Here is a 25,707-nt window from a genome sequence, read left to right as displayed (position 1 = left end):
GCGCCCGACGCCGCCGCGGGCCGCGCCTGGGCGCAGCGCGCGCAATCGGCCAGCGACAGGGCGCGCCACGCGCGGGCGGTCAACGTGGACCCGGCCGCGCTGGTGCTGGACCTCGTCCTGCAACTGAACAGCGCCGCCGCCTGATCCCGGCCCCCGCCAGCGGCGGGGACCGGTCGGCAGGGCGTCCTCAGACGAGACCGCCCTTGACCAGCCGGTCCGCGAGCTGCGCATAGGCCCGCGACATCACCCCGTCACCCAGCGCCACCGGCGCGCCGCTGTCACCCGCCACGCGGGTCTCGAGGTCGATGGGCAGCTGCGCCAGCAGCGGCAGGCCCAGCTTCTCGGCCTCGGCCGAGGCACCGCCGTGCCCGAAGATATGCGCCTCGTGGCCGCACTCGGGGCAGACGTACATGCTCATGTTCTCGATCAGGCCCAGCACCGGCACCTTGAGCGTGTCGAAGGCGTCCAGCGCCTTGCGCGCGTCCAGCAGCGCCACGTCCTGCGGCGTCGAGACCACGATGCCCCCCGTCAGCTCGGACTTCTGCCCCAGCGAGAGCTGCACGTCGCCCGTGCCCGGCGGCAGGTCGATGATGAGCACGTCCTGCTCGCCCCACTCGACCTGCATCAGCATCTGCTGCAGCGCCCCCATGAGCATCGGCCCGCGCCAGACGACCGCCTTGTCCTCGGGCAGCATGAAGCCGATCGACATCAGCGTCACGCCATGCGCCTGCAGCGGGATGATGGTCTTGCCGTCGGGGCTCGCCGGGCGTTTCGACACGCCGAACATGCGCGGCTGCGAGGGCCCGTGGATGTCGGCATCCAGCAGCCCCACCTTCTTGCCCGCCCGCGCGAGCGCGACCGCGAGGTTCGAGGCCACGGTGGACTTGCCCACGCCGCCCTTGCCGGACCCCACGGCGATCATCGACTTCACGCCCGGCGGGTTCATCTTCTCCTGCTGCGGCTTGGGATGGCCGCCCACTTTCAGCGAGGGCGCCTCGGGCTTCTTCTCGGCCTGGTGCGCGGTCAGCGCCACGCTGACGCTCGCAACGCCCGGAAGCTCGGCCACGGCCGCCTCCACCGCCTTGCGCATCGGCTCCATTTGGCGCGCGATCTCCGGGCTCGGGGCCTCGATAACGAAGCGCACGGCGCCGTCATCGACCCCCAGCGCTCGAATCATGTCGCGCGAAACGAGGTCGCCGCCGTCGGGCAGATCGAACTGCGCGAGTCGCGTCCGGACGGCGTCCTTGAGATCTGTCATTCCGTTTCCTTTCCGCTCGTGCATGGTGACGTAAGGTCGCCTTGCACGGCATGCAATGCAGGTTCACTGACTGCCCAATCATTGCGCATAACACCTTGCGAACGCGGGCTTTCGGGCCACCGGGTCCATGCAGCTCCTGCATAACGGCATTGAGGTTCGGCGGGATTGTGCAGCTGCAGCATTTGCCCCAAGTTAGGGCCAACACAGCAATAACGCTGCACAGGCAGATGAAGCAAATGGCATACGCAACGCAAGACACCACTCGTGCCCAAAGCGGTTTGGGCAATCGTATCTCGGCCTTCGTGGAAGGCCTTCGCGAAAACGCCGCGCGCCGCCGTCTCTACAAGCAGACCATGAGCGAGCTGCAGTCGCTCAGCGACCGTGAACTCGGCGACCTGGGCCTCAGCCGCTCGATGATCCGCCGCGTGGCATGGCAGGCCGCCTACGAGGCCTGATATCTGAATTCGGTTCCGGCTGGCTCTCTCCTCCTCCCTGAGCCATCCGGTATCGGCGGCGGCCTCACTCATCCTCCCGAGGCCGCCGCCGCAAAGAACAACGGGGTCCGCACGCGGATCCCCCGGCATCGAAGACCCTCTCCTCCTCCCTGGGTCATTCGTGTCGGCGACGGTGCCTCTCCTCCTCCCTGGCACCGTCGCACCCTACATGGACCGCAAGGTCCGATCAGTTCGGGGCCCCTCTCCTCCTCCCTGGGGCGACCGATCCGCGGCGGGCTCTCTCCTCCTCCCTGAGCCCGCCGCACCTCCCATACCGGGCCGCAAGGCCCAGAGTTCGAAGCGCCTCTCCTCCTCCCTGGCGCCTTCGATCCGCGGCGGCACCTCTCCTCCTCCCTGGTGCCGCCGCTACCATACAAGAGGGCCCATTCAGGCCCTGATGGTTCGGAGCCCCTCTCCTCCTCCCTGGGGCGACCGATCAGCGGCGGGCCCTCTCCTCCTCCCTGGGTCCGCCGCACCGGATACCGGGGCGCCCTGCGCCCCACGAGACGAAGGCCCCACTCCTCCTCCCGGGGTCTTCCAAAAGAGCGGCGGGCCTCTCCTCCTCCCGGCCCGCCGCTCGCACGGAACAAGGGCCGCGCGGCCCACGTCATTCGGACCTCCTCTCCTCCTCCTCCCGGGGGTCCGATCTTCAGACGGCGGCACCCCTCCTCCTCCCGGGTGCCGCCGTTTTTATTGTCCCCGCCCCCGCCAATGCCCCCGCTCGGCGCATTTCCCCGGCCCGCGAAGGCGGTTTGCGGCAGCCTGCACCTTCCCCTTGGCCGCGCCATTCGCTAGACGAGGCGCAACCGAGAACGACGAGGCACGGGACCCCGACCATGGCGATGGACAAGACTTTCGACGCGGCCACGGCCGAGGCGCGGATTTACGACAAGTGGGAGAGCGCAGGCGCCTTCGCCGCGGGCGCCAACGCCCGCCGCGACGAGACCTTCTGCATCATGATCCCGCCGCCCAACGTGACGGGCAGCCTGCACATGGGCCACGCCTTCAACAACACGCTGCAGGACATCCTCGTGCGCTGGCACCGGATGCGCGGCTTCGACACGCTCTGGCAGCCCGGCCAGGACCACGCGGGCATCGCCACGCAGATGGTCGTCGAGCGCGAGCTGGCCAAGGCCGGCAACGAGAGCCGGCGCGAGATGGGCCGCGAGGCCTTCCTCGAGAAGGTCTGGGAGTGGAAGCAGCACTCCGGCGGCACGATCATCAACCAGCTCAAGCGCCTGGGCGCCTCCTGCGACTGGTCGCGCAACGCCTTCACCATGTCCGGCGCCCCCGGCGCCCCCGAGGGTGAGGACGGCAACTTCCACGACGCCGTCATCAAGGTCTTCGTCGAGATGTACGACAAGGGCCTGATCTACCGCGGCAAGCGGCTGGTGAACTGGGACCCGCATTTCGAGACGGCGATCTCGGACCTCGAGGTCGAGAACACCGAGGTGCCGGGCCACATGTGGCACTTCAAGTACCCGCTCGCCGGTGGCGAGACCTACGAGTACCTGGAGAAGGACGAGGACGGCAACGTCGTCTTCCGCGAGGAGCGCGACTACATCTCGATCGCCACCACGCGCCCCGAGACCATGCTGGGCGACGGCGCGGTGGCCGTGCACCCCTCGGACGAGCGCTACGCGCCGCTGGTGGGCAAGCTCTGCGAGATCCCCGTGGGGCCCAAGGAGCACCGCCGCCTGATCCCGATCATCACCGACGACTACCCCGACCCCGACTTCGGCTCGGGCGCGGTGAAGATCACCGGCGCGCATGACTTCAACGACTACCTCGTGGCCAAGCGCGGCAGCATCCCCTGCTACCGGCTGATGGACACCAAGGCGCAGATGCGCGACGACGGCGCGCCCTACGCCGAGGCCGCCGCCATCGCCATGGAGGTCGCCCAGGGCGAGCGCACGCTCGGCGAGGCCGAGACCGACACGATCAACCTCGTGCCCGACCACCTGCGCGGGCTCGACCGTTTCGAGGCGCGCGCAAAGGTCGTCGAGGAGATCACCGCCGAGGGGCTGGCGGTCATGGTGCCCGCCAACGACCCGCGGCTCGGCAAGCCCAAGAAGAAGCCCGAGGCGCCCGAGGAAGGCGGCGAGGCGCGCGACGAGGAAGAGCAGCTCGTCCCGCTGATCGAGGCCAAGCCGATCATGCAGCCCTTCGGCGACCGCTCGAAGGTGGTGATCGAGCCCATGCTCACCGACCAGTGGTTCGTGGCGACCGACAAGATCGTCGGCCCCGCGCTGGACGCGGTGCGCGACGGGCGCACGCAGATCCTGCCCGAGCGCGACAAGAAGGTCTATTTCCACTGGCTCGAGAACATCGAGCCCTGGTGCATCTCGCGCCAGCTGTGGTGGGGCCACCAGATCCCCGTCTGGTACGGCCTGAACCTGCACGCCTCGCATTTCACCGACGACGAGGGCGACGGCGATCTCGACGAGGTCGAGCTGCTGCGCCTGCTGGTCGAGGGCTTCGTGCGCCGCGGCCTGCGCCACCACGCCGCCACCGACTTCGAGGCGGTGAAGGCGCAGTTCGTCGACGTGATCGGCGACCTGCCCGCGCCGCTCAACGGCATGCAGGTCATCGAGGTCGCCGACAAGGCCGCCGCCGAGCACGCCCTGGCCGAGAGCCTTGCGGAATACAACGTCAGCCAGGACCCGACGCATCTCGTCTACCCGGTCTGGCGCGACGAGGACGTGCTCGACACCTGGTTCTCGTCGGGGCTCTGGCCCATCGGCACGCTGGGCTGGCCCGAGCAGACACCCGAGCTGGAGCGCTATTTCCCGACCGACGTGCTCATCACCGGCTTCGACATCATCTTCTTCTGGGTCGCCCGGATGATGATGATGCAGCTCGCCGTGGTGGGCGACATCCCCTTCCACACCGTCTACGTCCACGCCCTCGTGCGCGACGAGAAGGGGCGGAAGATGTCGAAGTCGGTGGGCAACGTCATCGACCCGCTCGAGCTCATCGACGAATACGGCGCGGATTCGGTGCGCTTCACCCTCTCGGCCATGGCGGCCATGGGGCGCGACCTGAAGCTCTCGAAGGAGCGGGTCGCGGGCTACCGCAACTTCGGCACCAAGCTCTGGAACGCCGCGCGCTTTGCCGAGATGAACGAGGCGGTGGGCCTCGGCGTCACGCCCAAGCCCGAGGCGACGCTCAACCGCTGGATCATGGGCGAGACTGCCAAGATCCGCGAGGAAGTGGACACGGCGCTGGCCGAGTACCGCTTCAACGACGCGGCCAACGGGCTCTATGCCTTCGTCTGGGGCAAGGTCTGCGACTGGTACGTGGAGTTCTCCAAGCCCCTCTTCGCCTCGGAGGACGCGGCCGTCGCGCGCGAGACGCGCGAGACCATGTCCTGGGTCATCGACCAGTGCCTCGTGCTGCTGCATCCCTTCATGCCCTTCATCACCGAGGAGCTCTGGGAGACGCTGGGCACCCGCGAGGGCATGCTCGTGCATGCCGACTGGCCCGAGTACACGGCCGCCGAGCTGCTGGACACCGCCGCCGACGGCGAGATGACCTGGGTGATCTCGCTGATCGAGGGCATCCGTTCGGCCCGGGCGCAGATGCACGTGCCGGCCGGGCTTCACGTGCCGGTGCTGGTGACCGAGTTCAACGACGCCGCCCGCGCCGCCTGGACCGAGAACGCGGCGCTGATCAAGCGGCTGGCGCGGCTCGAGAGCCTCGAGGAGGTCGAGAGCTTCCCGCGCGGCTGCGTGACCGTGCCGGTGGGCGGGGCGACCTTCGGCCTGCCGCTGGCGGGGATCATCGACGTCGAGGAGGAAAAGGCGCGGCTGGACAAAGCGCTGACCAAGCTCGGCAAGGAGCTGGGCGGTCTGCGCGGCCGGCTCAAGAACCCCAAGTTCCGCGAGAGCGCACCCGAGGAGGTGGTCGAGGAGACCGAGCAGAACCTCGCCGCGCGCGAGGAGGAAGAGGCCAAGCTGCGCGAGGCGCTGGCGCGTCTCGAGGAGATCGGCTGAGGCCGGGCGCCATCGCGGGCGCGGCGCTGCGCCGCCAGCCGCTTTTGCGTATTTGGAACAAGAAGAAGGGCCGGGGCGCTGTCGGGTGCCCCGGCCCTTTTCGCGGTCAGCCGCGCCAGAAGCGCACGGTGAAGAGCGCGTAGACCGCCATGAGCTCGAGCCGGCCGACCAGCATGGCCAGCGCCAGCATCCATTTCGCGGCGTCGTTGAGCGTGGCGAAGTTGCCCGCCGGGCCGATGCGGTCGCCGAGGCCGGGGCCGATGTTGCCCAGCGTGGTGGCGGCGCCCGAGAGCGAGGTGACGAAGTCGAGCCCGGTCATGCCGAGGGCCACCGAGAGCACGCCGAGCGTGACCACGAAGAAGACGAAGAAGGAGAGCACCGAGCTGAGCGTGCCGTCGTCGACCGGGCGGCCCTCGAAGCGCGGGGTGAAGACGCCGTGCGGGGCGCGGATGCGGCGCAGCTGCACGCGGATCGAGGCGAAGAGCAGCTGGTAGCGGAAGATCTTGACCGAGCAGGCGGTGGAGCCCGCGCAGCCGCCGATCAGGCCGATGAAGAAGAACAGCGTGATCAGGAAGGCGCCCCAGCCCATGTAGTCGACGCTGGCGTAGCCTGTGCCGGTGATGATCGAGGTGATGTTGAAGAGCGCCTCGCGCACCGCCTGCTCGGGATGGTGGGGGAAGATGCTCAGGAGCGTGACCGAGACCACCACCACGAGCACGCCGATGGTCGCGAGGAAGCTGCGCACCTGGCTGTCGCGCAGCAGCGCGTCGTGCCCGCCGTTCAGCATCTGGACGTAGCGCACGAAGGGCAGTGCGGCCGAGATCATGAAGACCGTGGCGACGTATTCCGCCGGCCCCGAGAAGGCGCCGAAGCTGGCGTCGTAGTTGGCGAATCCCCCGGTCGAGACGGTGGTCAGCGCGTGCACCGTGGCGTCGAAGGCGCCCATCCCGCAGAGCAGGTAGGAGACCGCGCAGGCCATCGTCAGGCCCACGTAGATGGTCGAGATCGAGGAGGCGATCTCGGTCGCGCGGGGCAGGATCTTGCCCATGGTCTCGAAGGCCTCGGAGCGGAAGATCTGCATGCCGCCCACGCGCAGCTCCGGCAGGAAGACCATGGCGACGACAATGATGCCGATGCCGCCCAGCCACTGCAGGATGCCGCGCCAGAGCAGCAGGCCCTTGGGCAGTTCGTCGAGCCCCGAGAAGACCGTCGAGCCGGTGGTCGTCAGGCCCGACATGGCCTCGAAGAAGGCGTCGACGAAGCGCGCCTCGGTCGCCCCCAGCACGAAGGGGATGGCGCCGAAGAGCGGCAGCGCGATCCAGACCAGCGTGGTCAGCAGGAAGGTCTGCTGCAGCGTCAGCCCCTCCTTCACGCCGTTGGCGCAGGCCAGCGCCATGAGCCCGCCCGCGAGGACCGTGACCATGGCGGATTCGAGGAAGACATGCCACTGGCCCCGCCCCTCGGCGATATCCACGAGCATCGGCAGGAGCATGCAGGCGCCGAGCGTGGCGACCAGCAGGCCGATGACATAGGCGACGGGACGGACATCGAACATGAGGCGCAGCGTTGGCGTGCCCGTTCGCGGCTGTCAAGCGGCCCCGGTGCCTCCGTCAGCCCGCCAGCAGGTCGCGGAACACGTGGGGCACGATCTGGTCGCGGGTGAGGCCCATGCGGGCGAGATCGGCGTCGGATTTCGACTCCAGCGCGATGAGCTCGCGCATGCGGGCCCGGCGCAGCGAATAGGGGTTCACCCCCAGCCCGAGGCCGAGAAAGAAGCCGTCGATGCGGCCCATGAGCGAGCCGTGCCCCATGCCGATGCGGATGTTGTCTGCGGTCATCCGGAAACCTCCTGTGTTGCGGTTTCCTCCCGCAAAGGAGTCTAGGCAGATTCGTGAAGAAATCATGAGTTCGGCGATCACGAATTGCTGCAACGCAGCAAATCCGCAACGTCATCGGCAGGGCGCCGCCGCCCTGCCCCGCACAGGACAGACGGGCAGCGCCTCAGCCGACGTGGAAGAGCGACGAGAAGAGCCGCGGGTCGAGGCTCTCGGAGGCGAAGGTCTCGCCCTCGGTCAGCACCGAGACCGCGTCGTGCGAATGCAGGCTCTCCTGGTGGCTCGCCAGCACGCGGAAATCGCCCACGCGGGGCTCGGCCTGCAGCCGCTCGGCAAAGAGCCGGGCGGCGTCCTCGACGAAGATCGGGTTGGCGGCGTTGAGCTCGGCGAAGGCCTGCTCGTCCTCGCGCTTGACCATGACCTGCGTCTCGGTGGGCACCGCGGCGCGGCACATGTCGATCACATCCTCGAACCACAGGCAGTCGCCCTCGGCCAGCTCGACCGAGATCCGCGCCACCGAGCGCTGCGAGTGCGGCGTCGCCAGCTGCCCGCGCTCGCGCCGGGCATGTTCGCTCAGTTCCAGCGAACAGGGGCAGGTCGAGCTGTAGACGTAGTCGAGGTGCATGATCTTGCGCCGCACGCCCGCGGTCTCGACCAGCTCCAGCGCGATGTCGTAATACTGGTAGCCCGACAGGCCCGAGCGCAGGCTCTCGACCTTCATCGGGAAGGAAAACCGCATCTGGATGCGCGCGTCGAAGCTCTCGAGGTCGGACTTGTAGTCGTCCAGCGCCGCCTCGATCACCTCGAAGGAAAAGGTCTTCTCCGCGTGGCGGTAGAAGCTGCGCATGATGCGCGACATGTTGATGCCCTTCTTGTCGGCCTCGAGGCTGACCGTTCCGGTCACCGAGGTCTCGAGCATCAGATCGCCGTTGTCGCGCGTGTGGTAGTGGATCGGCAGGCGGAAGTTCGAGATGCCGACGTGCTGGATCGCCCGGTTCTCGCCGCGGATCAGCGCCGAGGGGCCGTTCTGCAGGTCGGGCAGCGTCGCCTTGTAGTCGGCGTCCGCGTCGAATCCCTCGGGATAGTCCCGAGACAGCTCCGGGTAGGCCGAGGCGCCCGGCACCAGCGCGCCGAGCGCCGGGTCGAGCGCCTCGATCTCGGCGTCCTGCGCCTTGGAGGTGTAGCGGCGCAGCAGCTCGAGCGCCGCGCGCGCTTCCTCTTCGCTGGGCTTGCGGTCGATCTCGGGCGTATGAAGGTTCATCTCGGCCCTCCCCTCGGGCGTTGGTCTGCAACTGACATAGGAACGTCGCACCGCGAATTCCAACAGTTTTACGCCGGACGGGGAAGGATGGATCACTCCTTCCCTCAGACCGCGTCGAGTGCCTGCCGCAGATCGGCGATCAGGTCCTCGGGATCCTCGATGCCGACCGACAGGCGGATCAGCCCGTCGCCGATCCCCAGCGACTCGCGCTGCTCGGGCGCCAGCCGCTGGTGCGTCGTGGTCGCCGGGTGCGTCGCGATGGACTTGGCATCGCCGAGGTTGTTCGAGATCAGGATCGTCTCCAGCGCGTTCGACAGCTTGAAGGCCGCCGCCTTGCCGCCCTTGAGGTCGAAGGACACCATGGTGCCGCCCGAGCCGCTCAGCTGGCGCTGCGCCAGCTCGTACTGGGGATGCGCCGGCAGCCCCGGATAGGTGACGCTGGCAAGCTTCTCGTGGCCCTGCAGCGCCTCGGCGATGGCCTTGGCCGAGGCGGCCTGCGCCCGCACCCGCAGGTCGATGGTCTCGAGGCCCTTGAGCATGATCCAGGCCGTGAAGGGGCTCATGGAGCCGCCGGTGTGCTTCATGAAGGGCTCGACCGTGCCGCGGATCATGTCGCGGGTGCCGAGGATCACGCCCCCCAGCGCCCGGCCCTGCCCGTCGATGTGCTTGGTCGTGGAATAGACCACGATGTCGGCGCCCTCGTCGACGGCGTTGGAAAAGACCGGCGTCGAAAAGACGTTGTCCACGATCACCGTGGCGCCGGCCGCATGGGCCAGCTTGCACACGCCCGCGACGTCCACCAGCTCGAGCGTGGGGTTCGCCATGCTCTCGAAGAAGACGGCCTTGGCGCCGCCCTGCAGCGCCTCGTCCCAGGCCTTCAGGTCCGAGCCGTCGACGAAGACCACCTCGACGCCGAAGCGCGGCAGGATGGTCTCGAGGATGTAGAGGCACGAGCCGAACAGCGCCCGCGCCGCGACCACGCGGTCGCCGGCCTGCAGCAGCGCCATCAGCGCGCCGTTCACCGCCGCCATGCCGCTGGCGGTCGCAAAGGCATCCTCGGCGCCCTCGAGCAGCGCGATGCGCTCCTCGAACATGGCGACCGTGGGGTTGCCGTAGCGTGCGTAGATGAATTCCCCGGGCTCGGTCTTGATGAACCGTGCCTCGGCCTGCTCCGCGCTGTCATAGGCGAAGCCCTGGGTCAGAAAGATCGCTTCGGACAGCTCGCCCCATTGGCTGCGCTTGGTGCCGCCATGCACGAGCTGCGTGCGTTTGCCCTGTTTCGTCATTGTCATTCCCTTCGATCGGCCGCGCCCCCGGCGCGCCATGAAAAAAGCCCCGTTCGCGGTCAAAGCGAAAGGGGCTCTTTCCTTCGACCTCTTTAGCGGCGTGTTTAACGTGGCCCGCAATCCGGTAACAAATCGCCACGCCCAGTCGGTTACGCCGCTTCCGACGCAGGGTCAAGTCCGAGGGCGGGAATTGCCCGGCTCGCGCGCGCCCCTGCGCCGCGACCTCCCGATTTCTGACCAGTGCTGCCACACAATCCGTCGCCCTGCGGCTCCGTGAAGCGGTTGTCTTTCCGGGCCCGCTCGGCCCATCATGACGCCAGCGATTTCGAGCAGGATCATCATGCACGGTTTTCTCTTTCAGGCATCCGTCTATCTCGCCGCGGCGGTCATCGCGGTTCCCATCGCGGCACGGCTCGGGCTGGGCTCGGTGCTGGGCTACCTGCTCGCCGGGCTGATCGTCGGCCCCGTCCTGCACCTCGTCGCCGCAACCGACGACCTGCGCCACTTCGCCGAGTTCGGCGTGGTGCTGATGCTCTTCCTCATCGGCCTGGAGCTGGAGCCGCGCGCGCTCTGGGACATGCGCCACAGGCTCGTGGGGCTGGGCGGGCTTCAGATCGGGATCACCATGGCCTGCGTCATGCTGGCCGCCCTGCTCATGGGCCTGTCGTGGCAGCCCGCGCTGGCGGTGGGCATGATCCTGGCGCTGTCATCGACCGCCATCGTGCTGCAGACCCTCAGCGAGAAGGGCCTCATGCAGACCGGCGGCGGGCGATCGGCCTTTTCCGTGCTGCTGACGCAGGACATCGCCGTGATCCCCATGCTGATCCTGCTGCCCCTGCTCGCGCCCGGCACCTCTGCCAGCATCGCCGAGGACGGTTCGATCCACCTGCCCGACCACGGCGAGGAACACGCCATGTCGCTGGTCGAGGGCCTGCCCGGCTGGGGCGTGGCGCTGGTCACGCTGGCGGCCATCGCGCTCATCATCGTCGCCGGCATCTACGGCGCCCGGCCGCTCTTCCGGCACATCAACGCCTCGCGCCTGCCCGAGATGTTCACCGCCGTCGCGCTGCTCATCGTCGTGGGCATCGCCTTCCTGATGGAGCTCGTGGGCCTCTCCCCCGCGCTCGGCACCTTCCTCGCGGGCGTTGTGCTGGCCAACTCCGAGTTCCGCCACCAGCTCGAATCCGACATCGCCCCCTTCAAGGGGCTGCTGCTGGGGCTCTTCTTCATCACCGTCGGCGCGGGCATCGACCTCGGCGCCTTCATGTCCGAACCCTTCGTGATCCTCGGGCTGGCGCTGGGGCTCACGCTGCTCAAGGGCCTGATCCTGCACGGGCTCGCGCGGCTCTTCGCCCTGCGCAAGCGCAGCCGCATGCTGTTCACGCTCTCGCTGGCGCAGGCGGGCGAATTCGGCTTCGTGCTGATCTCCTTCGCGCTGCAGCTCAACATCCTGACGCAGGGGCTGGGCCAGCGCCTGTTGCTGGTGGTGGCGCTCTCGATGCTCATCACGCCGCTGCTCTTCATCCTCTTCGACCGGCTCTCGGACCAGCTCGACGAGGCGCGCGACGCCAAGACACCCCCGCCCGACGAGATCGACGAACAGCAGCCCATCATCGTCGCGGGCATCGGCCGCTTCGGGCAGATCGTGAACCGGCTGGTGCAGTCCGTGGGCTTCAAGACCGTGGTCATCGACAACGACATGAAGACCATCGAGCTCATGCGCCGCTTCGGCATCAAGGGCTTCTTCGGCGATCCGACCCGCCCCGAGCTGCTGCACGCGGCCGGCATCGGCAAGGCCCGCGTGCTGGTGGTGGCGCTCGACGATCCCAAGGCCGCGACCAAGCTGGTGCGCTTTGCCCGGCGCCTGCGCGAGGACCTCTTCATCGTCGCCCGCGCCCGCGACCGCACCCATGTCTACGCGCTCTACCAGGCCGGCGCCGACAAGATCGTGCGCGAGCTCTTCGACAGCTCGCTGCGCGCCGGGCGCTACGTCCTCGAAGAGGCCGGCATGACCGAATACGAGGCCGCCCTCGCGCAGGAGACCTTCTACCACCACGACCGCGAGACAGTGCGCGAGCTGGCCAAGCTCTGGGACCCCAACATCCCCCCCTCCGAGAACGAAGCCTACATCCGCCGCGCGCAGGAGCTCGAGAAGGAACTGGAACAGGCGCTCTTCCAGGCAATCACCCAGCGCGACACCGACGCCGCCTGAGGCACGCGCGCCGGAACCCCGGACGTGCAAAGGGCCGCGCCCATCGGCGCGGCCCCAGCTGCGGGAATCCGGGTCAGTCTCAGGCGGCGCGCAGGCCCAGCACCTCGTCCACCTGGCGGGCGGCGGCCAGCTCGTCGCCACCGCTCACGGCGGCCACTTCGCGGGTCAGACGCTCGAGCGCGGCCTCGTAGAGCTGACGCTCGGAATAGCTCTGCTCGCGCTGGTCGTCGGCGCGGTGCAGGTCGCGCACGACCTCCGCGATGGCGATCAGGTCGCCCGAGTTGATCTTCTGCTCGTATTCCTGGGCCCGGCGCGACCACATCGCCCGCTTCACCTTGGCCTTGCCCTTGAGCGTCTTCATCGCCTGGCTCACCACGTCGGGCGTCGAGAGCGAGCGCATCCCGACCTCGGTCGCCTTGTGCGTGGGCACGCGCAGGGTCATCTTGTCCTTCTCGAAGGAGATCACAAAGAGTTCCAGCGTCATGCCGGCGACGTCCTGCTCCTCGATCGACATGATCTGTCCCACGCCGTGCGCGGGATAGACGACGTAGTCGTTCGGGCGGAAGTCGTTCTTCTTGGTCTTGGTCATTACAACAGAGTCCTCAGCAGCCAGAAAACGCATGCACCGGCGACAGAAAAGACGGACGGACCTGCATTGCATCCCGTTCGTCTATCAACAACCGTCTCAGATTAAACACCGAGGCTTCGCCAACCCCGGCCGCGTGTGCATGGCTTCGTCATGTGCCCAAGACTTTACCACAAAATCACACCCGATGGTAGGATTGCGAGCACGCCTTGGTAAAACGAAACGTTTCCAAGGCGTTACGCGATCCTTGCACCGATTTTACGTGCCTTTGCTCGGCATCATTGCGAATCAGCCTCAGCCGCCCTCGCCCGGCGCCTCGGAAAAGTACTTGTTGAGCTTGTCCGTCTCGCCGTCCCGCTCGTCCGCCTCGGGCAGCGGGTCCTTCTTCGAGATGATGACCGGCCACATCTCCGAGTACTTGCGGTTGAACTCCACCCACTTCTCCATGTCCGGCTCGGTGTCCGGTCGGATCGCGTCGGCGGGGCACTCCGGCTCGCAGACCCCGCAGTCGATGCACTCGTCGGGGTGGATCACCAGCGCGTTCTCGCCCTCGTAGAAACAGTCCACGGGGCACACTTCGACGCAGTCGGTGTATTTGCAGGCGATGCAGTTGTCGGTGACGACGTAGGTCATTTCGGGCTCTTCAGCTTGGTCGGGACTTAGCTAGACCAGCGCCAGAGATCATTCAAGCGCCCGGGATCGATGAAGATCGAGTTTCCTGCGGTCGCGCTTGGTGGGACGAGAATTGTCTTCCGAACGGGCACCCGATGGAACGGTATTCTCCCTCGGCTTGGGCGGATCGAGGTCGGTGTAAAGTTGCTGCGCTTCCGACGCCGGTCCGCGCCGCTCGCCGGGGGTCTCGACGCGGATCACGCGCACCGCGCGGGCCTGCGCAAAGGTCACCACGTCGCCCGGCCCGACCGCGTAGGCAGGCTTGGCGATCTTCGTGCCGTTCACCCGCACACCGGCCGCCACGACCTTGGCGGCCAGGCTGCGCGTCTTGAAGAAACGCGCATGCCACAGCCACTTGTCGAGGCGTATCCGGGACGCGGCCTCCGCCACTCAGGACTTGTCCTTGAGCCCCATGAGCGCCGCCGCGAAGGGGTTGTCCGGATCGATCCGGTCCTTCTTCTGCGGCCGCGATTCAAAGTTGCGCGGGCCGCTCTTCTCGCCGCGGGGCTTGCCCTTGGGCTTGCCGCCCTTGCCCTTCGGAGCGCCGCCGCCCTTGGGCTTGCCGCGCGCCTGCCGGCCACCGCCGCCCTCGGCGTCGCGGCGCGGACCGCCGCGGTTGCGGTTGCGATTCCCGACCCAGGTGAAGGTGTAGTAGACCTCCATCTCCGGCCCCGCCATGGCGGCATCGGGGCTTTCGCCCGGCAGGATTTCCTCCTCGGTCGCCTCGGGGATGCCGTCATCGACCTCGGCGGGCTGCGCCGCCTCGTCCTCGACCGGGGCGACACCCTCGTCGGGCACGTCCGAGATCGTCTCCGCCACGTCGGCGGGCGTCTCCTCCTCGGCCGGATCGGGCATCGCGGCGGGCGGGTTCGCCGCTTCCTGCGCGGCGTCCATGACCGGCTCGCCCTCGCCCGCCTCGGACGAGGGATCGGGCGCCTCGGTCACGACCTGGTCGGCGGGCTTCACCTTGGCCCGCTCGCCCTTCTCGGCGCGGTAGCCCAGGCCCTCCATGAGGTCGGCGAACTGCTCCAGCGTCATGCCGGTGATCGACAGCATGTCGGCCTTGGCCTCGAAGCCGCCGCGGCTGTCCTCGCCCCGCACCATGTCGGCGAGGCGCTCCAGCATGTCGATGCGGATCGCCCGCGCGCCCGCCGTGCGGTAGCCCGACAGCGTGTAGTGCTGCATCGGCGTGCCCTTGTCGTTCGGCACGGTCACCAGCCCCGGCGGCGGCGCCTCGGGGAAGACGTCAAGATCGTTCGCCAGCGACCACAGCACCAGCCGCAGCCGCGTCGGCGCGGGCTTCAGCAGCAGCGGCATGAAGATCGTGAACTGACCGAAGCGCACGCCGTGCTTGCGCAGCGCGCCGCGCGCCTCCTGGTCCAGCTGCTTGACCTCGTCCACGACCTGGCTGCGCGGAATGATGCCCATGGCCTCGACCATCTGGAAGGCAAACCCGCGCGCGAGCCCCGTCAGCGTCTCGTCGCGCTGCATGTTCAGCAGCGGCTCGAAGAGCGCGGCGATCTTGCGGTCGATGAAATGCTGCAGACGGCGCTCGACTTTCTGCACCACGTCCGGCCCGGCGTTGTCGTCGACGAAGGCGACCACGCGCGGCTTCATCGGATCGTCCCCGCGCGCCAGCTTGCCGACCGCCTGCTCGCCCCACATCAGGCCGCCCTGCTCGGTGAAGTCGATCTCGGTGTCAGGCGCGTTGTAGAACCGGTCCGCGCGCAGGTGGAAATGCGGCGCAAGCGCCTGCAACGACGCGGTTTTCAGCGTCTTCGCCTCCTGCCCGGCGGCGGTGGCGTCCTGACGGAACCGGAACCCTTCGAGCCGTCCGACGAATTCGCCCTCGACGGTCACTTCACCCTTGTCGTTCACCTCGGCCAAGAGGGCCTCCTTCTGCTTCAACCGGCGCAGCAGCACTGAGGTGCGCCGGTCTACAAATCTCTGCGTCAGACGCGCGTGCAGCGCGTCGGACAGGGCGTCTTCTACAGCGCGAGTCGTGTCGCGCCAATGCATTTCGTCATCGACCCAGCCCCGCCGCTGCGCGACATAGGTCCATGTGCGGATGAACGCCAGACGTTTCGACAGGGTGTCGATGTCTCCGTCGGTGCGGTCGATCCGCTTGATCTGCCGCGCGACGAAGTCCTGCGGAATGGTGCCGCGCTCGTGCAGATGCTTGAAGATAACCGTCAGGAGCCCCGCATGTTCCGCGTGACTGATGCCGCGGAAATCGGGAATGCGGCAGACGTCCCACAAAAGCTGCACCGACTGCGGCGAGCTGGCCCGCGCCTGCACCTCGGCCTCCGAGGACAGCGTCTTGAGCGATTTCAGGTCGTCGGCCTCGCGCGCCCGCACGAGGCTGGGGTCGTCCGGCGCCTCCTCGAGCGAGTTGACCAGCGTGTCGATCGAGCCGAACCGCAGGTGCGGGTTGCGCCAGTTGAGCTTGCGCAGCGGGGTGAAGCGGTGGTCGCAGATCGCCTCGGCCCATTCGTCGGGGATCTGGCCCGCGTCGCCCGTGGTGCCGAAGGTGCCGTCGCGCATCCCCCGCCCCGCGCGGCCGGCGATCTGCGCCAGCTCGTTGGGCTGCAGCGGCCGCATCCGCCGCCCGTCGAACTTCGTGAGCGAGGAGAACGCCACGTGGTCGATATCGAGGTTCAGCCCCATCCCGATGGCATCCGTCGCCACGAGGTAGTCGACCTCGCCGTTCTGGTAGAGCTCGACCTGCGCGTTGCGCGTCCGCGGGCTCAGCGCGCCCATGACGACCGCGGCGCCGCCCTTCTGCCGGCGGATCAGCTCGGCGATGGCATAGACGTTGTCGACCGAGAACCCCACGATGGCGCTGCGCGCCGGCATCCGGCTCAGCTTCTTCGAGCCGAGGTAGCCCAGCTGGCTCATCCGCTCGCGCCGGACGAACTCGCAGCCCTTCACCAGCTGCGAGATCGGCCCGCGCATGGTGTCCGAGCCCAGGAACAGCGTCTCGTGCAGCCCCCGCGCCCGCATCAGGCGGTCGGTGAAGACATGCCCCCGCTCGGGATCGGCGCAGAGCTGGATCTCGTCGATGGCCACGAAATCGCAGCCCATGCCCTCGGGCATCGCCTCGACCGTGCAGACCCAGTACTGGGCGCGCGGCGGCACGATGCGCTCCTCGCCGGTGATCAGCGCCACCACCGAGGGGCCGCGCGCGGCGACGATCTTGTCATAGACCTCGCGGGCGAGCAGCCGCAGCGGCAGCCCGATCATCCCGGTCCTGTGCCCGAGCATCCGCTCGATCGCGTAGTGAGTCTTGCCTGTATTGGTCGGGCCGAGAACGGCCGCGATCCGTGCGCTCTGGGGCATCCCCGGGCCTGCCTTCCGGTTCGGGTGCGTCGTTGCCCTAGATATCGATGCCCTGCACCTCGGGTGCAAGGCGTTCCATCGCGCTGATCACCGCCTCGTCGTGCGGCCGCATCTCGCGAACCCGCGCATAGGCCTCGTAGGCGCGCGCCGGGTCTCCGGTCTGCTCGTGGATCGCCGCCACCCCGCGCAGCGCCCCGAAATGATCGGGATTCAGCGCCAGCGTGTGCTCGAGCGCATCCATCGTCGGCCCGTACATCTCGGCCTGGTAGTAGGCCAGCGCCAGCGTGTGCCAGCCCTCGGCGAACTCGGGCGCATGGTCGGTGAGCGCACGCAGATGCTCCAGCGCGACATCCACCTTGTCCACCTCCAGGGCATCACGGCCCCGCTTCAGCAGCAGGTCCATCGCCGGCGAGCCCGACTTCGACCACTGGCGGAAGATCTCCCGCTCGATCCGGTCGGCCGCGGCGGCGCTGTCGGCCTGCGCGAGGTCCTCGATCAGCGAGCGCGTGTCGGTCTCGGCCTCCTCGGGCGCGTCGGGCGCCACCGGCCCCGGCACTTTCGGCACCTGGAAGCTTTCGCCCGGCTGACCTTCGCCGGGCGCCTCCTGGGCCACCGCGACGGCGGGTAGGGAAATCATGACTGTGACGGCGAGTGCCGCCACGGTAGATTTGAATTCGTTCGGCGCCATGCTCATAGTTCCGACTGTAACGCAGCCTTGCTGATTTGCCAGCACAGGTTTTCGTGAACCCGGATCGGAAAGGGCACCCTGGAATGAGCGACACTGTCAACGCGGCGGTCGAGGCACTGAACAAGAAACTCGCAGGCGAAGGATTCGACGGCGTGGCGAAATTCGTGATCGAGGACGAGGGCAGCCTCGTCGTGGACGGCGACGGCGCCCGCGCGGGCGACGGCGATGCCGACGTGACCCTCACCGCCGATGCCGACACCTTCGAGCAGATCCTCGGCGGCGATCTCGACCCGACCGCCGCCTTCATGTCCGGCAAGCTCGCCATCGACGGCGACATGGGCGCGGCCATGCGACTCGGCCAGGTGCTTTCGTGACATGCTGAGCGCGGCGCCCTTCCATGCCGAGCTGGCCGATGGGCCGGAAGGCGCCCGCGCCTTCTGGGCCACCACGCCCGACGGCTTGCGGCTGCGCGTCGCGCACTACCCCGGCCCCGAGGACGCCATCGGCACGGTGCTGCTCTTCCCCGGCCGCACCGAGTATGTCGAGAAATACGGCCGCGTCGCCCGCGACTTCGCCGACCGGGGCTACCACGTCGTCTCGGTCGACTGGCGCGGCCAGGGCCTTGCCGACCGCATGCTCGAGGACCGGCGCACCGGGCACGTCCACCTCTTTCGCGACTACCAGCAGGACGTCATGGCCGTGATGGCCGCGGTGAACGAGCTCGGCCTGCCGAAACCGCTCTTCCTGCACGGGCACTCGATGGGCGGCTGCATCGCGCTGCGCGCCGCGATCGAGGGGCTGCCCGTCGCGGCCTGCGCCTTCACCGCGCCGATGTGGGGTATCCGCATCGCCGCCCCCGTGCGTCCCGCCGCCTGGGCGCTGGGATGGTCCAGCGCGCGCATGGGCTGGGATCACCTCTACGCGCCCTCCACCGGCCCCGACAGCTACACCGCCACCGGCACCTTCGAGGGCAACCTGCTCACCACCTCGCGCGAGGGCTGGGACTACATGCGCCGCCAGGTGCACGAGGCGCCCGAGCTGCAGCTCGGCGGCCCCAGCCTGCGCTGGGTGCACCAGGCGCTCGGCGAATGTCTCTCGCTGGCCCGCCTGCCCGCGCCCGCGATGCCCTGCATCACCTTCCTCGGCAGCAACGAGCGCATCGTCGATGCCGCCCGGATCGAGACGCGCATGGCCGGCTGGCCGGGCGGGCGGCTCGAGATGATCCAGGGCGCCGAGCACGAGGTGCTGATGGAGGACGCGGTCACCCGCGGCCGCATCGTCAGCCAGATGGCCGAGGTCTTCGCCCGCGGCGCCGAAAGCGCGGGCGCCCACGCCATCAGCGCCTGACTTTCCCCGCCCCTCGCGCGCGCTATCATGGCGCTCATGCGCGAGCCGGTCCTCACCTTCACCGAACAGGGCATCTTCTGCCCCGCAGGCGGGTTCCACATCGACCCCTGGCGCCCGGTCGACCGGGCGCTCATCACGCATGGCCACGCCGACCACGCGCGCCCCGGCCACCGGCGCTACCTCGCGACCGAGGCCGCAACGCCGGTGATCCGCCACCGCCTCGGCGAGATCAGCATCGACACCATCCGCTACGGCGAGACGCGGCGCATCGGCGGCGCCACGGTCAGCTTCCACCCCGCGGGGCACATCCCCGGCTCGGCGCAGGTCCGCGTCGAGGTCGGCGGCGAGGTCTGGGTGGTCTCGGGCGACTACAAGGTCGCCCCCGACGGCCTGTCCGAGCCCTTCGAGCCACTGCGCTGCCATGCCTTCGTCAGCGAATGCACCTTCGGCCTGCCGGTCTTCAAGTGGGACGACGAGGCCCGCGTCCGCGTGGCGCTCAACGACTGGTGGGCCGCCAACGCCGCGCAGGGCCGCGCCTCGATCCTCGGCGCCTACTCGCTGGGCAAGGCGCAGCGCCTGCTGGCCATGCTCGACGCGGGCACCGGCCCGATCCTCACCCACGGCGCGGTCGAGAACACCAACGAGGTGCTGCGCGCCCAGGGCTACGCCCTGCCCGGCACCCTGCGCGTGACGCCGGATCTCGACCCCAAGGCGCACCCCGGCGCGCTCGTCGTCGCGCCGCCCTCGGCGCTCGGCACGCCCTGGGCGCGGCGCTTCGGGCCCGCCTCCACCGGCTTCGCCTCGGGCTGGATGCGCCTGCGCGGCGTGCGCCGCCGCCGCGCCGCCGACCGCGGCTTCGTGATCTCGGACCACGCCGACTGGGACGGATTGCAACAGGCCATCGAGGCCACGGGCGCCGAAAAGATATTCGTGACGCATGGTTACACCGACATCTTCGCGCGCTGGCTGACCTCGCGCGGCTTTGATGCGCAGGTCGTGCCCACCGAGTTCGGCAGCGACGAGGACGACAGCGCGGAGGAGGCCGCGTGAAAGACTTCGCCCGCCTCTTCACCGCCGTGGACCAGACCACGAAAACCACGGCAAAAACAAAGGCCTTGACCGCATTCTTCACCGAGGCCGCCGACGACGACAAGCTCTGGACCGTGGCGCTCTTCTCCGGCCGCCGGCCCAGGCGCGCGGTCACCACCACGCAGCTGCGCGAATGGGCCGCCGAACGCGCCGGCATCCCGCTCTGGCTCTTCGAGGAGAGCTATCCCATCGTCGGCGACCTGGCCGAGACGATCACCCTCGTGCTGCCCCCGGCCGAGCGTGAAAGCGACCGCCCGTTGTCCCACTGGATCAACGACTTGCGCGATCTTTCGAAAGTGGAACCCGAAGCCCGCAAGACCCGCATCCTCGCCGCCTGGGACGAGCTCGACACCACCGAGCGCTTCCTCTTCAACAAGCTCATCACCGGCGGCTTCCGCATCGGCGTCAGCCGCAAGATCATGACCCGCGCCCTCGCGCAGGCCACCGGCCGGGACGAGGCCAACCTCGCGCACCGGCTCATGGGCGGCTGGACGCCCGAGAGCACCAGCTGGCACGCCCTGATCGAGGCCGAGGACCCCGAGGCCGACGAGAGCCGCCCCTATCCCTTCTACCTTGCCTACCAGCTCGACGAGGCGCCCGAGACGCTGGGCGATCCCGGCGACTGGCTGGCCGAGTGGAAATGGGACGGCATCCGCGGCCAGCTCCTGCTGCGCGGCGGCGGGCACCACGTCTGGTCGCGCGGCGAGGAGCTCATGACCGACCGCTTCCCCGAGCTTGCCCGCGCGGCGGACTTCCTCCCGACCGGCACCGCCTTCGACGGCGAGATCCTCGCCTGGGACGGCACCCAGCCCATGCCCTTCAATGCCCTGCAGAAGCGCATCGGGCGCAAGACCGTGCCGAAGAAGCTGCTCACCGAGGCCCCCGTCGTCATGCTCGCCTACGACCTGCTCGAGGTGGATGGCGAGGACCTGCGCGACCGCCCCCTCGCGGAGCGCCGCGAGAAACTCGACGCGCTGCTCGCGGGCCTGCCGCCCGAGGCCCCGGTCCGCCCCTCGCCGCGCATCGCCTTCGACGACTGGGCGGACCTCGCCTCAACCCGCGCCAAGGCCCGCGATTTCCGCGCCGAGGGCGTGATGCTCAAACACCGCGCCTCGCCCTACCTCGACGGGCGCCGGAAAGGCGACTGGTGGAAGTGGAAACTCGACCCGCTCACGGTCGACGCGGTGATGATCTACGCCCAGCAGGGCCACGGGCGGCGCGCCAACCTCTTCACCGACTTCACCTTCGCGGCCTGGGACGGCAACGAGCTGGTGCCCTTCACCAAGGCCTACTCCGGCCTCACCGACGCCGAGTTCCGCCAGATCACGGCCTGGGTGCGCAGGAACACGCTCCAGCGCTTCGGCCCGGTGCGGCAGGTGCGCCCCGAGCAGGTCTTCGAGATCGCCTTCGAGGGCATCCACGACAGCCCGCGCCACAAGTCGGGCCTCGCGCTGCGCTTTCCGCGCATGGCGCGCTGGCGCCACGACAAGCCGGCGCAGGAGGCGAACACGCTCGCCGACCTGCGCCAACTCCTTGAGGCCTACGGGTAACTCAGCCGCAGGCCCCTTCGAGGCCGACCATGCCGTCGCCCACGCCGGTCACCGTGACCGTGCAGCTCTGCTCGCCGGACTGGACCTCGACGCTCTCGCCCGAGCCCACGACCTGCGTGGTCACGCCGTTGACCGCGATCCGCGCCGCCGTGCCGTCCTGGGCCATGCCCGAGACGAAGACCCGCAGCGCGCCGTCCGCCAGCTGCGCGACCTCGCCGACGCCAAAGCCCTCCTCGGGCGCCGGCGGCGCGCTGCCCGCGGCCTCGGCGTCGCCTTCCATCGCACCCGAGGGCTGCGCATCGCTGCAGTCCGAGCCCAGCGTCACGCCCTCGCTCTCCAGCCCCATGACCGCGACCGAGCAATCGCCCGCCTCGATCGAGACCGGGGCCGCGCCGCCGACGCCGATCTCGGTCGTCTCGCCGTTGATCGACAGCCGCACCGAGCCCGCCTGCGCGTTGATCCGAGAGACGAAGGCGCGCACGCCGCCCTCGGCGAACAGCGCGGTCTGGCCCACGGTCAGCGGCTCGGTCACTTCCATCCCCTCGGTGGCACCGCCACCGCCGCCGCCACCGTTCGAGGCCACGGCCGCCGCCGCCACCCGCGCGCTCTGCTCCAGCCCGCTGGCCAGCTCGTCGAGCGAGCCGCGCAGGTTCTCGGCCTGCGACTGCGTGGCCTCCGACAGCTCGGCCAGCCGCGCCGACAGGCTCTCCTCGAACCCGGCAAGCTGCTCGGACACCGCCGACTGCACGTCCTCGGCGCTGGCGCCGCCCTCGGGCATCGCCTCCTCCAGCGCCGCCAGGCGCTCCTGCATCGCCGCCAGCGTCTCCTGCTGGGCCGTCATCGCCTCCTGCTGCGCGCTCGCGGCTTCCGCCTCGGCCTCCTGCGAGGGCGCCAGCGCCCGTTCCAGCGCCGCGCCGACGCGGCCCTCGCTGGCCTGTCCGCCCAGCAGGAACCCGAAGACGCTGCCGACCACCAGGCCGCCAACCCCGAAAAGGATCGGTTTCTGTGACATGTGATTTCCTCCCCTGACTCGTCCGCGGCGGCGCCCGGCGCCACCGCCCCTTGCATGCAATCTGCGCCGCAAGGCTACGGCCTTTCCCGCGATCCGGCGATTGCGTTTGTCGCGGATACCGCCAAAAGTCGTAGTCGGGGCGCGATCCGCCCTTGCGCCCGGCCCCCGCCACGGGACAATCAGGGCCACTCCATCGCAAGGCCCCGCCCCATGATCCGCACCCCGCTCTCCGCCCTCCTGCTCGGCGCCTTCGCCGCCCTTCCCGCGCGCGCGACCGATGGCCTCCGACTCGAAGGCAGCCTTTCCGCCGGCCTCTCCTCCGAGGTCGAAGACGCGGGCATCGGACGGCTCGACGCCACGCTGCGGCTGCCGCTCGGCCGACACGCGGCGCTGCCCGCGCTGGAGCTGGGGCTCTTCTCCTTCTACCGCGAGGCCAGCAACCCGCACGAGACCTACGTGGCGCTGAACTGGGGCGACACGCTCCGCCTCGGCGTGGTGCGCCCGGCCTACGACGCGGTGCTGCCCTCGGTCTTCGCGGGCATCCTGCCCGCGACCGAGGACGCGCTTTTCGAGTCCGCTGGCTCCTTCGCTACCGACGCGGCCCTCCGCCACACCTCGGTGCCGCTGGGCCTCTCGATCACGCAGACCACGGGCGAGCTCGACTGGAGCCTCTCGCTCCACGACGACGCCCGGGGCGACTTCCGCGCGGTCTCGGCCGCCGTCTCGCACGAGGCGCGCGGCTGGCGCATCGAGGGCGCCGTCGAGCGTGTCTGGCACCCGCAGGACGCCTCGCCCGAGGGCACCAGCGCCAAGCTCGGCCTGCACCGCGACATGGGCGCCGCCGAGGCGGGCATCGCGCTCCTGCACCCGGGCGCCGAGCACGGCCGCGACGCGCTAGAACTCGATTTCAGCTACCGCGCGGGCGCCCGCACCACGCTCTCGGCGCTGGCCCATGTCGAGCGCTCCGGCGGCACCGACCGCTACGGGCTGGTCACGGAACACGCGCTCGGCGCCAGCGACACGCTTGCCGTCGGCGCCACCGCCGGAACCGGCGAGGCGGGCCTGCATGCCGGCCTGACCCACCGCTTCTGACGCGCGATTTCCCCGCTCGGCCATTGGCCTTTCCGCGGGGCAGGCTCCTATCGTCATGGGCAAACGACACACGAGGAGCCCATGACCGACGCCTTTCCCCGCCCCCGCCGCCTCTTCGACGCCGACGCCAGCGGTGGCACCCGCGACCTGGGCGATCTGCCCGAATGGGACCTGACCGACCTCTACCCGGCCCCCGACGCGCCCGAGCTGAAGCGCGATCTCGACTGGCTGGAAGAGGCCTGCGCCCGCTTCGCCGCCGACTACGAGGGCAAACTGGGCGATCTCGACGCCGCGGGCTTCCTCGAGATGGTCCAGCGCCACGAGAAGATCGAGACCGTCGCGGGCCGCATCATGTCCTACGCGGGCCTGCGCTACTACCAGCAGACCACCGACGCGGGCCGTGCCAAGCACCTGTCGGACCTGCAGGAAAAGATCACCACCTACACGACCCCGCTGGTCTTCTTCACGCTCGAGCTGAACCGCCTCGACGACGGGCACCTCGACGGCCTCTTCGACGCCGATCCCGATCTGGCACGCTACAAGCCCGCCTTCGACCGCATCCGCGCGATGAAGCCCTACCAGCTCTCGGACGAGCTCGAGAAGTTCCTGCACGACATGGGCGTGGTGGGCGACGCCTGGATGAAGCTCTTCGACGAGACGATCTCGGGGCTCGAGTTCACCGTCAACGACGAGGTCATGGGCATCGAGACGACGCTCAACCACCTCACCGACACCGACCGCGCCTCCCGCGAGGCCGCCGCCCGCGAACTCGCCCGCGTCTTCGCCGAGAACATCAAGACCTTCTCCCGCGTGCACAACACCCAGGCCAAGGAGAAGGAGGTCATGGACCGCTGGCGCGGCATGCCCTCGGCGCAGACCGCCCGGCACCTGGCCAACGACGTCGAGCCCGAGGTCGTCGAGACCCTGCGCAACGCCGTGGTCGACGCCTACCCGCGCCTCTCGCACCGCTACTACGAGCTCAAGCGCAAGTGGCTGGGCCTCGACCGGATGCAGGTCTGGGACCGCAACGCGCCGCTGCCCATGTCCACCGACCGCGTGGTCGACTGGGCCGAGGCGCGCGAGACGGTGATGAACGCCTACACCGAGTTCGATCCCCGCATGGCCGAGATCGCCAGCCCCTTCTTCGAGAAGGGCTGGATCGACGCCGCCGTCACCCCCGGCAAGGCCCCGGGCGCCTTCGCGCACCCCACGGTGACCGAGGTGCACCCCTACGTGATGCTCAACTACCTCGGCAAACCGCGCGACGTGATGACCCTCGCGCACGAGCTGGGCCACGGCGTGCACCAGGTGCTGGCCGCCGGCCAGGGCGAGATGCTCTCCTCGACCCCGCTCACGCTCGCGGAAACCGCATCGGTCTTCGGCGAAATGCTGACCTTCCGCCGCATGCTGGCCCACGCGCGGGACGACAACGAGCGCAAGGTCCTGCTCGCCGGCAAGGTCGAGGACATGATCAACACGGTCGTGCGCCAGATCGCCTTCTACGACTTCGAGTGCAAGCTGCACGAGGCGCGCCGCGGGGGCGAGCTGACCCCCGACGACATCAACGCGCTCTGGATGTCGGTGCAGGCCGAGAGCCTCGGACCCGCCTTCGACTTCATGCCGGGCTACGAGTGCTTCTGGGCCTACATCCCGCACTTCGTGCACTCGCCCTTCTACGTCTACGCCTATGCCTTCGGCGACGGGCTTGTGAACGCGCTCTACGCCACCTACGAGGCCTCCCCCGAGGGCTTCCAGGACAAGTACTTCGAGATGCTCAAGGCGGGCGGCTCCAAGCACCACAAGGCGCTGCTCGCGCCCTTCGGGCTCGATGCCACGGACCCCGCCTTCTGGCAGACCGGCCTCGGCATGATCGAGGGCTTCATCGACGAGCTCGAGGCGATGGAGGACTGAGCCCATGGCTCCGCCGCGCCCGCCGCAGCAGCGCCCCGAGCGGGGCCGCACGCGGCGCTGGCGCGGCCTGCGCCGGCGCG

At 69.2% G+C, this 25,707-nt stretch carries 20 protein-coding genes and 1 riboswitch; of the genes, 9 read left to right on the top strand and 11 right to left on the bottom strand.

All coding sequences use genetic code 11. The annotated features are described in order from the left end of the window. Positions 1-187 precede the first annotated feature (187 nt). The gene (locus SALMUC_RS23830; RefSeq protein ID WP_020043081.1) at positions 188-1,258 is read right to left on the bottom strand and encodes an Mrp/NBP35 family ATP-binding protein; all 1,071 of its coding nucleotides are present in this window, start codon (positions 1,256-1,258) and stop codon (positions 188-190) included. A gap of 236 nt (positions 1,259-1,494) precedes the next feature. Between SALMUC_RS23830 and SALMUC_RS23825 the strand changes: the two genes are divergently transcribed. Then, entirely contained in the window at positions 1,495-1,713 is a 219-nt protein-coding gene (locus tag SALMUC_RS23825; RefSeq protein WP_021120906.1) for a DUF1127 domain-containing protein, read from the top strand. Positions 1,714-2,588: 875 nt separating this feature from the next. After that, a complete protein-coding gene (locus SALMUC_RS23820; protein WP_020043083.1) occupies positions 2,589-5,747 on the top strand; it encodes a valine--tRNA ligase in 3,159 nt (1,052 codons plus the stop codon). Positions 5,748-5,853: 106 nt separating this feature from the next. Here SALMUC_RS23820 and SALMUC_RS23815 read toward each other — a convergent pair whose 3' ends face one another. From SALMUC_RS23815 to metZ, 4 genes are all read right to left on the bottom strand, one after another. Further along, positions 5,854-7,302, bottom strand: a complete 1,449-nt coding sequence (locus SALMUC_RS23815; protein WP_020043084.1) for a TrkH family potassium uptake protein — start codon at positions 7,300-7,302, stop codon at positions 5,854-5,856. A 55-nt stretch (positions 7,303-7,357) separates the two neighbouring features. Next, the gene (locus SALMUC_RS23810) at positions 7,358-7,585 is read right to left on the bottom strand and encodes a hypothetical protein (RefSeq protein ID WP_020043085.1); all 228 of its coding nucleotides are present in this window, start codon (positions 7,583-7,585) and stop codon (positions 7,358-7,360) included. Positions 7,586-7,748: 163 nt separating this feature from the next. Continuing rightward, complete coding sequence (folE2, locus tag SALMUC_RS23805) at positions 7,749-8,843, bottom strand: GTP cyclohydrolase FolE2 (RefSeq protein WP_021120905.1); 1,095 nt, start codon at positions 8,841-8,843, stop codon at positions 7,749-7,751. 104 nt (positions 8,844-8,947) lie between these two features. Then, on the bottom strand, positions 8,948-10,129 hold the full coding sequence (gene metZ, locus SALMUC_RS23800) for an O-succinylhomoserine sulfhydrylase (protein ID WP_020043087.1): 1,182 nt from the start codon (positions 10,127-10,129) through the stop codon (positions 8,948-8,950). A 71-nt stretch (positions 10,130-10,200) separates the two neighbouring features. Beyond that, a riboswitch (SAM riboswitch) is annotated at positions 10,201-10,278 on the bottom strand. Between the two features lie 191 nt (positions 10,279-10,469). Between metZ and SALMUC_RS23795 the strand changes: the two genes are divergently transcribed. Continuing rightward, the gene (locus tag SALMUC_RS23795; RefSeq protein WP_020043088.1) at positions 10,470-12,341 is read left to right on the top strand and encodes a monovalent cation:proton antiporter-2 (CPA2) family protein; all 1,872 of its coding nucleotides are present in this window, start codon (positions 10,470-10,472) and stop codon (positions 12,339-12,341) included. A 79-nt stretch (positions 12,342-12,420) separates the two neighbouring features. Here SALMUC_RS23795 and SALMUC_RS23790 read toward each other — a convergent pair whose 3' ends face one another. The 5 genes from SALMUC_RS23790 to SALMUC_RS23770 all read right to left on the bottom strand — a co-directional run bounded on the left by SALMUC_RS23790 (position 12,421) and on the right by SALMUC_RS23770 (position 17,626). Further along, positions 12,421-12,930 carry a CarD family transcriptional regulator gene (locus SALMUC_RS23790; RefSeq protein ID WP_020043089.1) on the bottom strand — a complete coding sequence of 170 codons (510 nt, stop codon included), beginning with the start codon at positions 12,928-12,930 and terminating at the stop codon, positions 12,421-12,423. A 291-nt stretch (positions 12,931-13,221) separates the two neighbouring features. Further along, a complete protein-coding gene (gene fdxA, locus SALMUC_RS23785) occupies positions 13,222-13,560 on the bottom strand; it encodes a ferredoxin FdxA (protein WP_020043090.1) in 339 nt (112 codons plus the stop codon). A 48-nt stretch (positions 13,561-13,608) separates the two neighbouring features. Continuing rightward, positions 13,609-13,989 (bottom strand): RNA-binding S4 domain-containing protein, encoded by a 381-nt coding sequence (locus SALMUC_RS23780; RefSeq protein WP_020043091.1) that lies wholly within the window; start codon positions 13,987-13,989, stop codon positions 13,609-13,611. Then, positions 13,990-16,938 carry a helicase-related protein gene (locus SALMUC_RS23775; protein WP_020043092.1) on the bottom strand — a complete coding sequence of 983 codons (2,949 nt, stop codon included), beginning with the start codon at positions 16,936-16,938 and terminating at the stop codon, positions 13,990-13,992. Between the two features lie 37 nt (positions 16,939-16,975). Further along, positions 16,976-17,626 (bottom strand): tetratricopeptide repeat protein, encoded by a 651-nt coding sequence (locus SALMUC_RS23770; protein WP_245584740.1) that lies wholly within the window; start codon positions 17,624-17,626, stop codon positions 16,976-16,978. A gap of 83 nt (positions 17,627-17,709) precedes the next feature. Between SALMUC_RS23770 and SALMUC_RS23765 the strand changes: the two genes are divergently transcribed. The 4 genes from SALMUC_RS23765 to SALMUC_RS23750 are packed head-to-tail and all read left to right on the top strand — an operon-like array spanning position 17,710 to position 21,612. After that, entirely contained in the window at positions 17,710-18,000 is a 291-nt protein-coding gene (locus SALMUC_RS23765; RefSeq protein WP_020043094.1) for an SCP2 sterol-binding domain-containing protein, read from the top strand. A 1-nt stretch (position 18,001) separates the two neighbouring features. Continuing rightward, positions 18,002-18,973, top strand: coding sequence for an alpha/beta fold hydrolase (locus SALMUC_RS23760; RefSeq protein WP_020043095.1), 972 nt, complete (start codon positions 18,002-18,004; stop codon positions 18,971-18,973). A 36-nt stretch (positions 18,974-19,009) separates the two neighbouring features. After that, complete coding sequence (locus SALMUC_RS23755) at positions 19,010-20,023, top strand: ligase-associated DNA damage response exonuclease (protein WP_156883639.1); 1,014 nt, start codon at positions 19,010-19,012, stop codon at positions 20,021-20,023. Next, positions 20,020-21,612 (top strand): ATP-dependent DNA ligase, encoded by a 1,593-nt coding sequence (locus SALMUC_RS23750; protein ID WP_020043097.1) that lies wholly within the window; start codon positions 20,020-20,022, stop codon positions 21,610-21,612. Before SALMUC_RS23755 ends, SALMUC_RS23750 begins: the two co-directional genes overlap by 4 nt. Before the next feature lies 1 nt (position 21,613). On the opposite strand, the gene SALMUC_RS30685 is transcribed toward SALMUC_RS23750, so the two are convergent. Further along, positions 21,614-22,624 (bottom strand): hypothetical protein, encoded by a 1,011-nt coding sequence (locus SALMUC_RS30685; protein ID WP_020043098.1) that lies wholly within the window; start codon positions 22,622-22,624, stop codon positions 21,614-21,616. Between the two features lie 210 nt (positions 22,625-22,834). Here SALMUC_RS30685 and SALMUC_RS23740 point away from each other — a divergent pair, with 210 nt between their 5' ends. Beyond that, on the top strand, positions 22,835-23,716 hold the full coding sequence (locus SALMUC_RS23740; protein ID WP_020043099.1) for a hypothetical protein: 882 nt from the start codon (positions 22,835-22,837) through the stop codon (positions 23,714-23,716). An 81-nt stretch (positions 23,717-23,797) separates the two neighbouring features. Next, positions 23,798-25,627: a M3 family oligoendopeptidase gene (locus SALMUC_RS23735; RefSeq protein ID WP_020043100.1), complete on the top strand. Its 1,830-nt coding sequence runs from the start codon at positions 23,798-23,800 to the stop codon at positions 25,625-25,627. Positions 25,628-25,707 lie beyond the last annotated feature (80 nt).

The organism is Salipiger mucosus DSM 16094 (assembly GCF_000442255.1).
Lineage (GTDB): Bacteria > Pseudomonadota > Alphaproteobacteria > Rhodobacterales > Rhodobacteraceae > Salipiger > Salipiger mucosus.
Note: the sequence above shows the minus strand (reverse complement) of the source record. Positions and strands in the feature narration are given on the sequence as shown.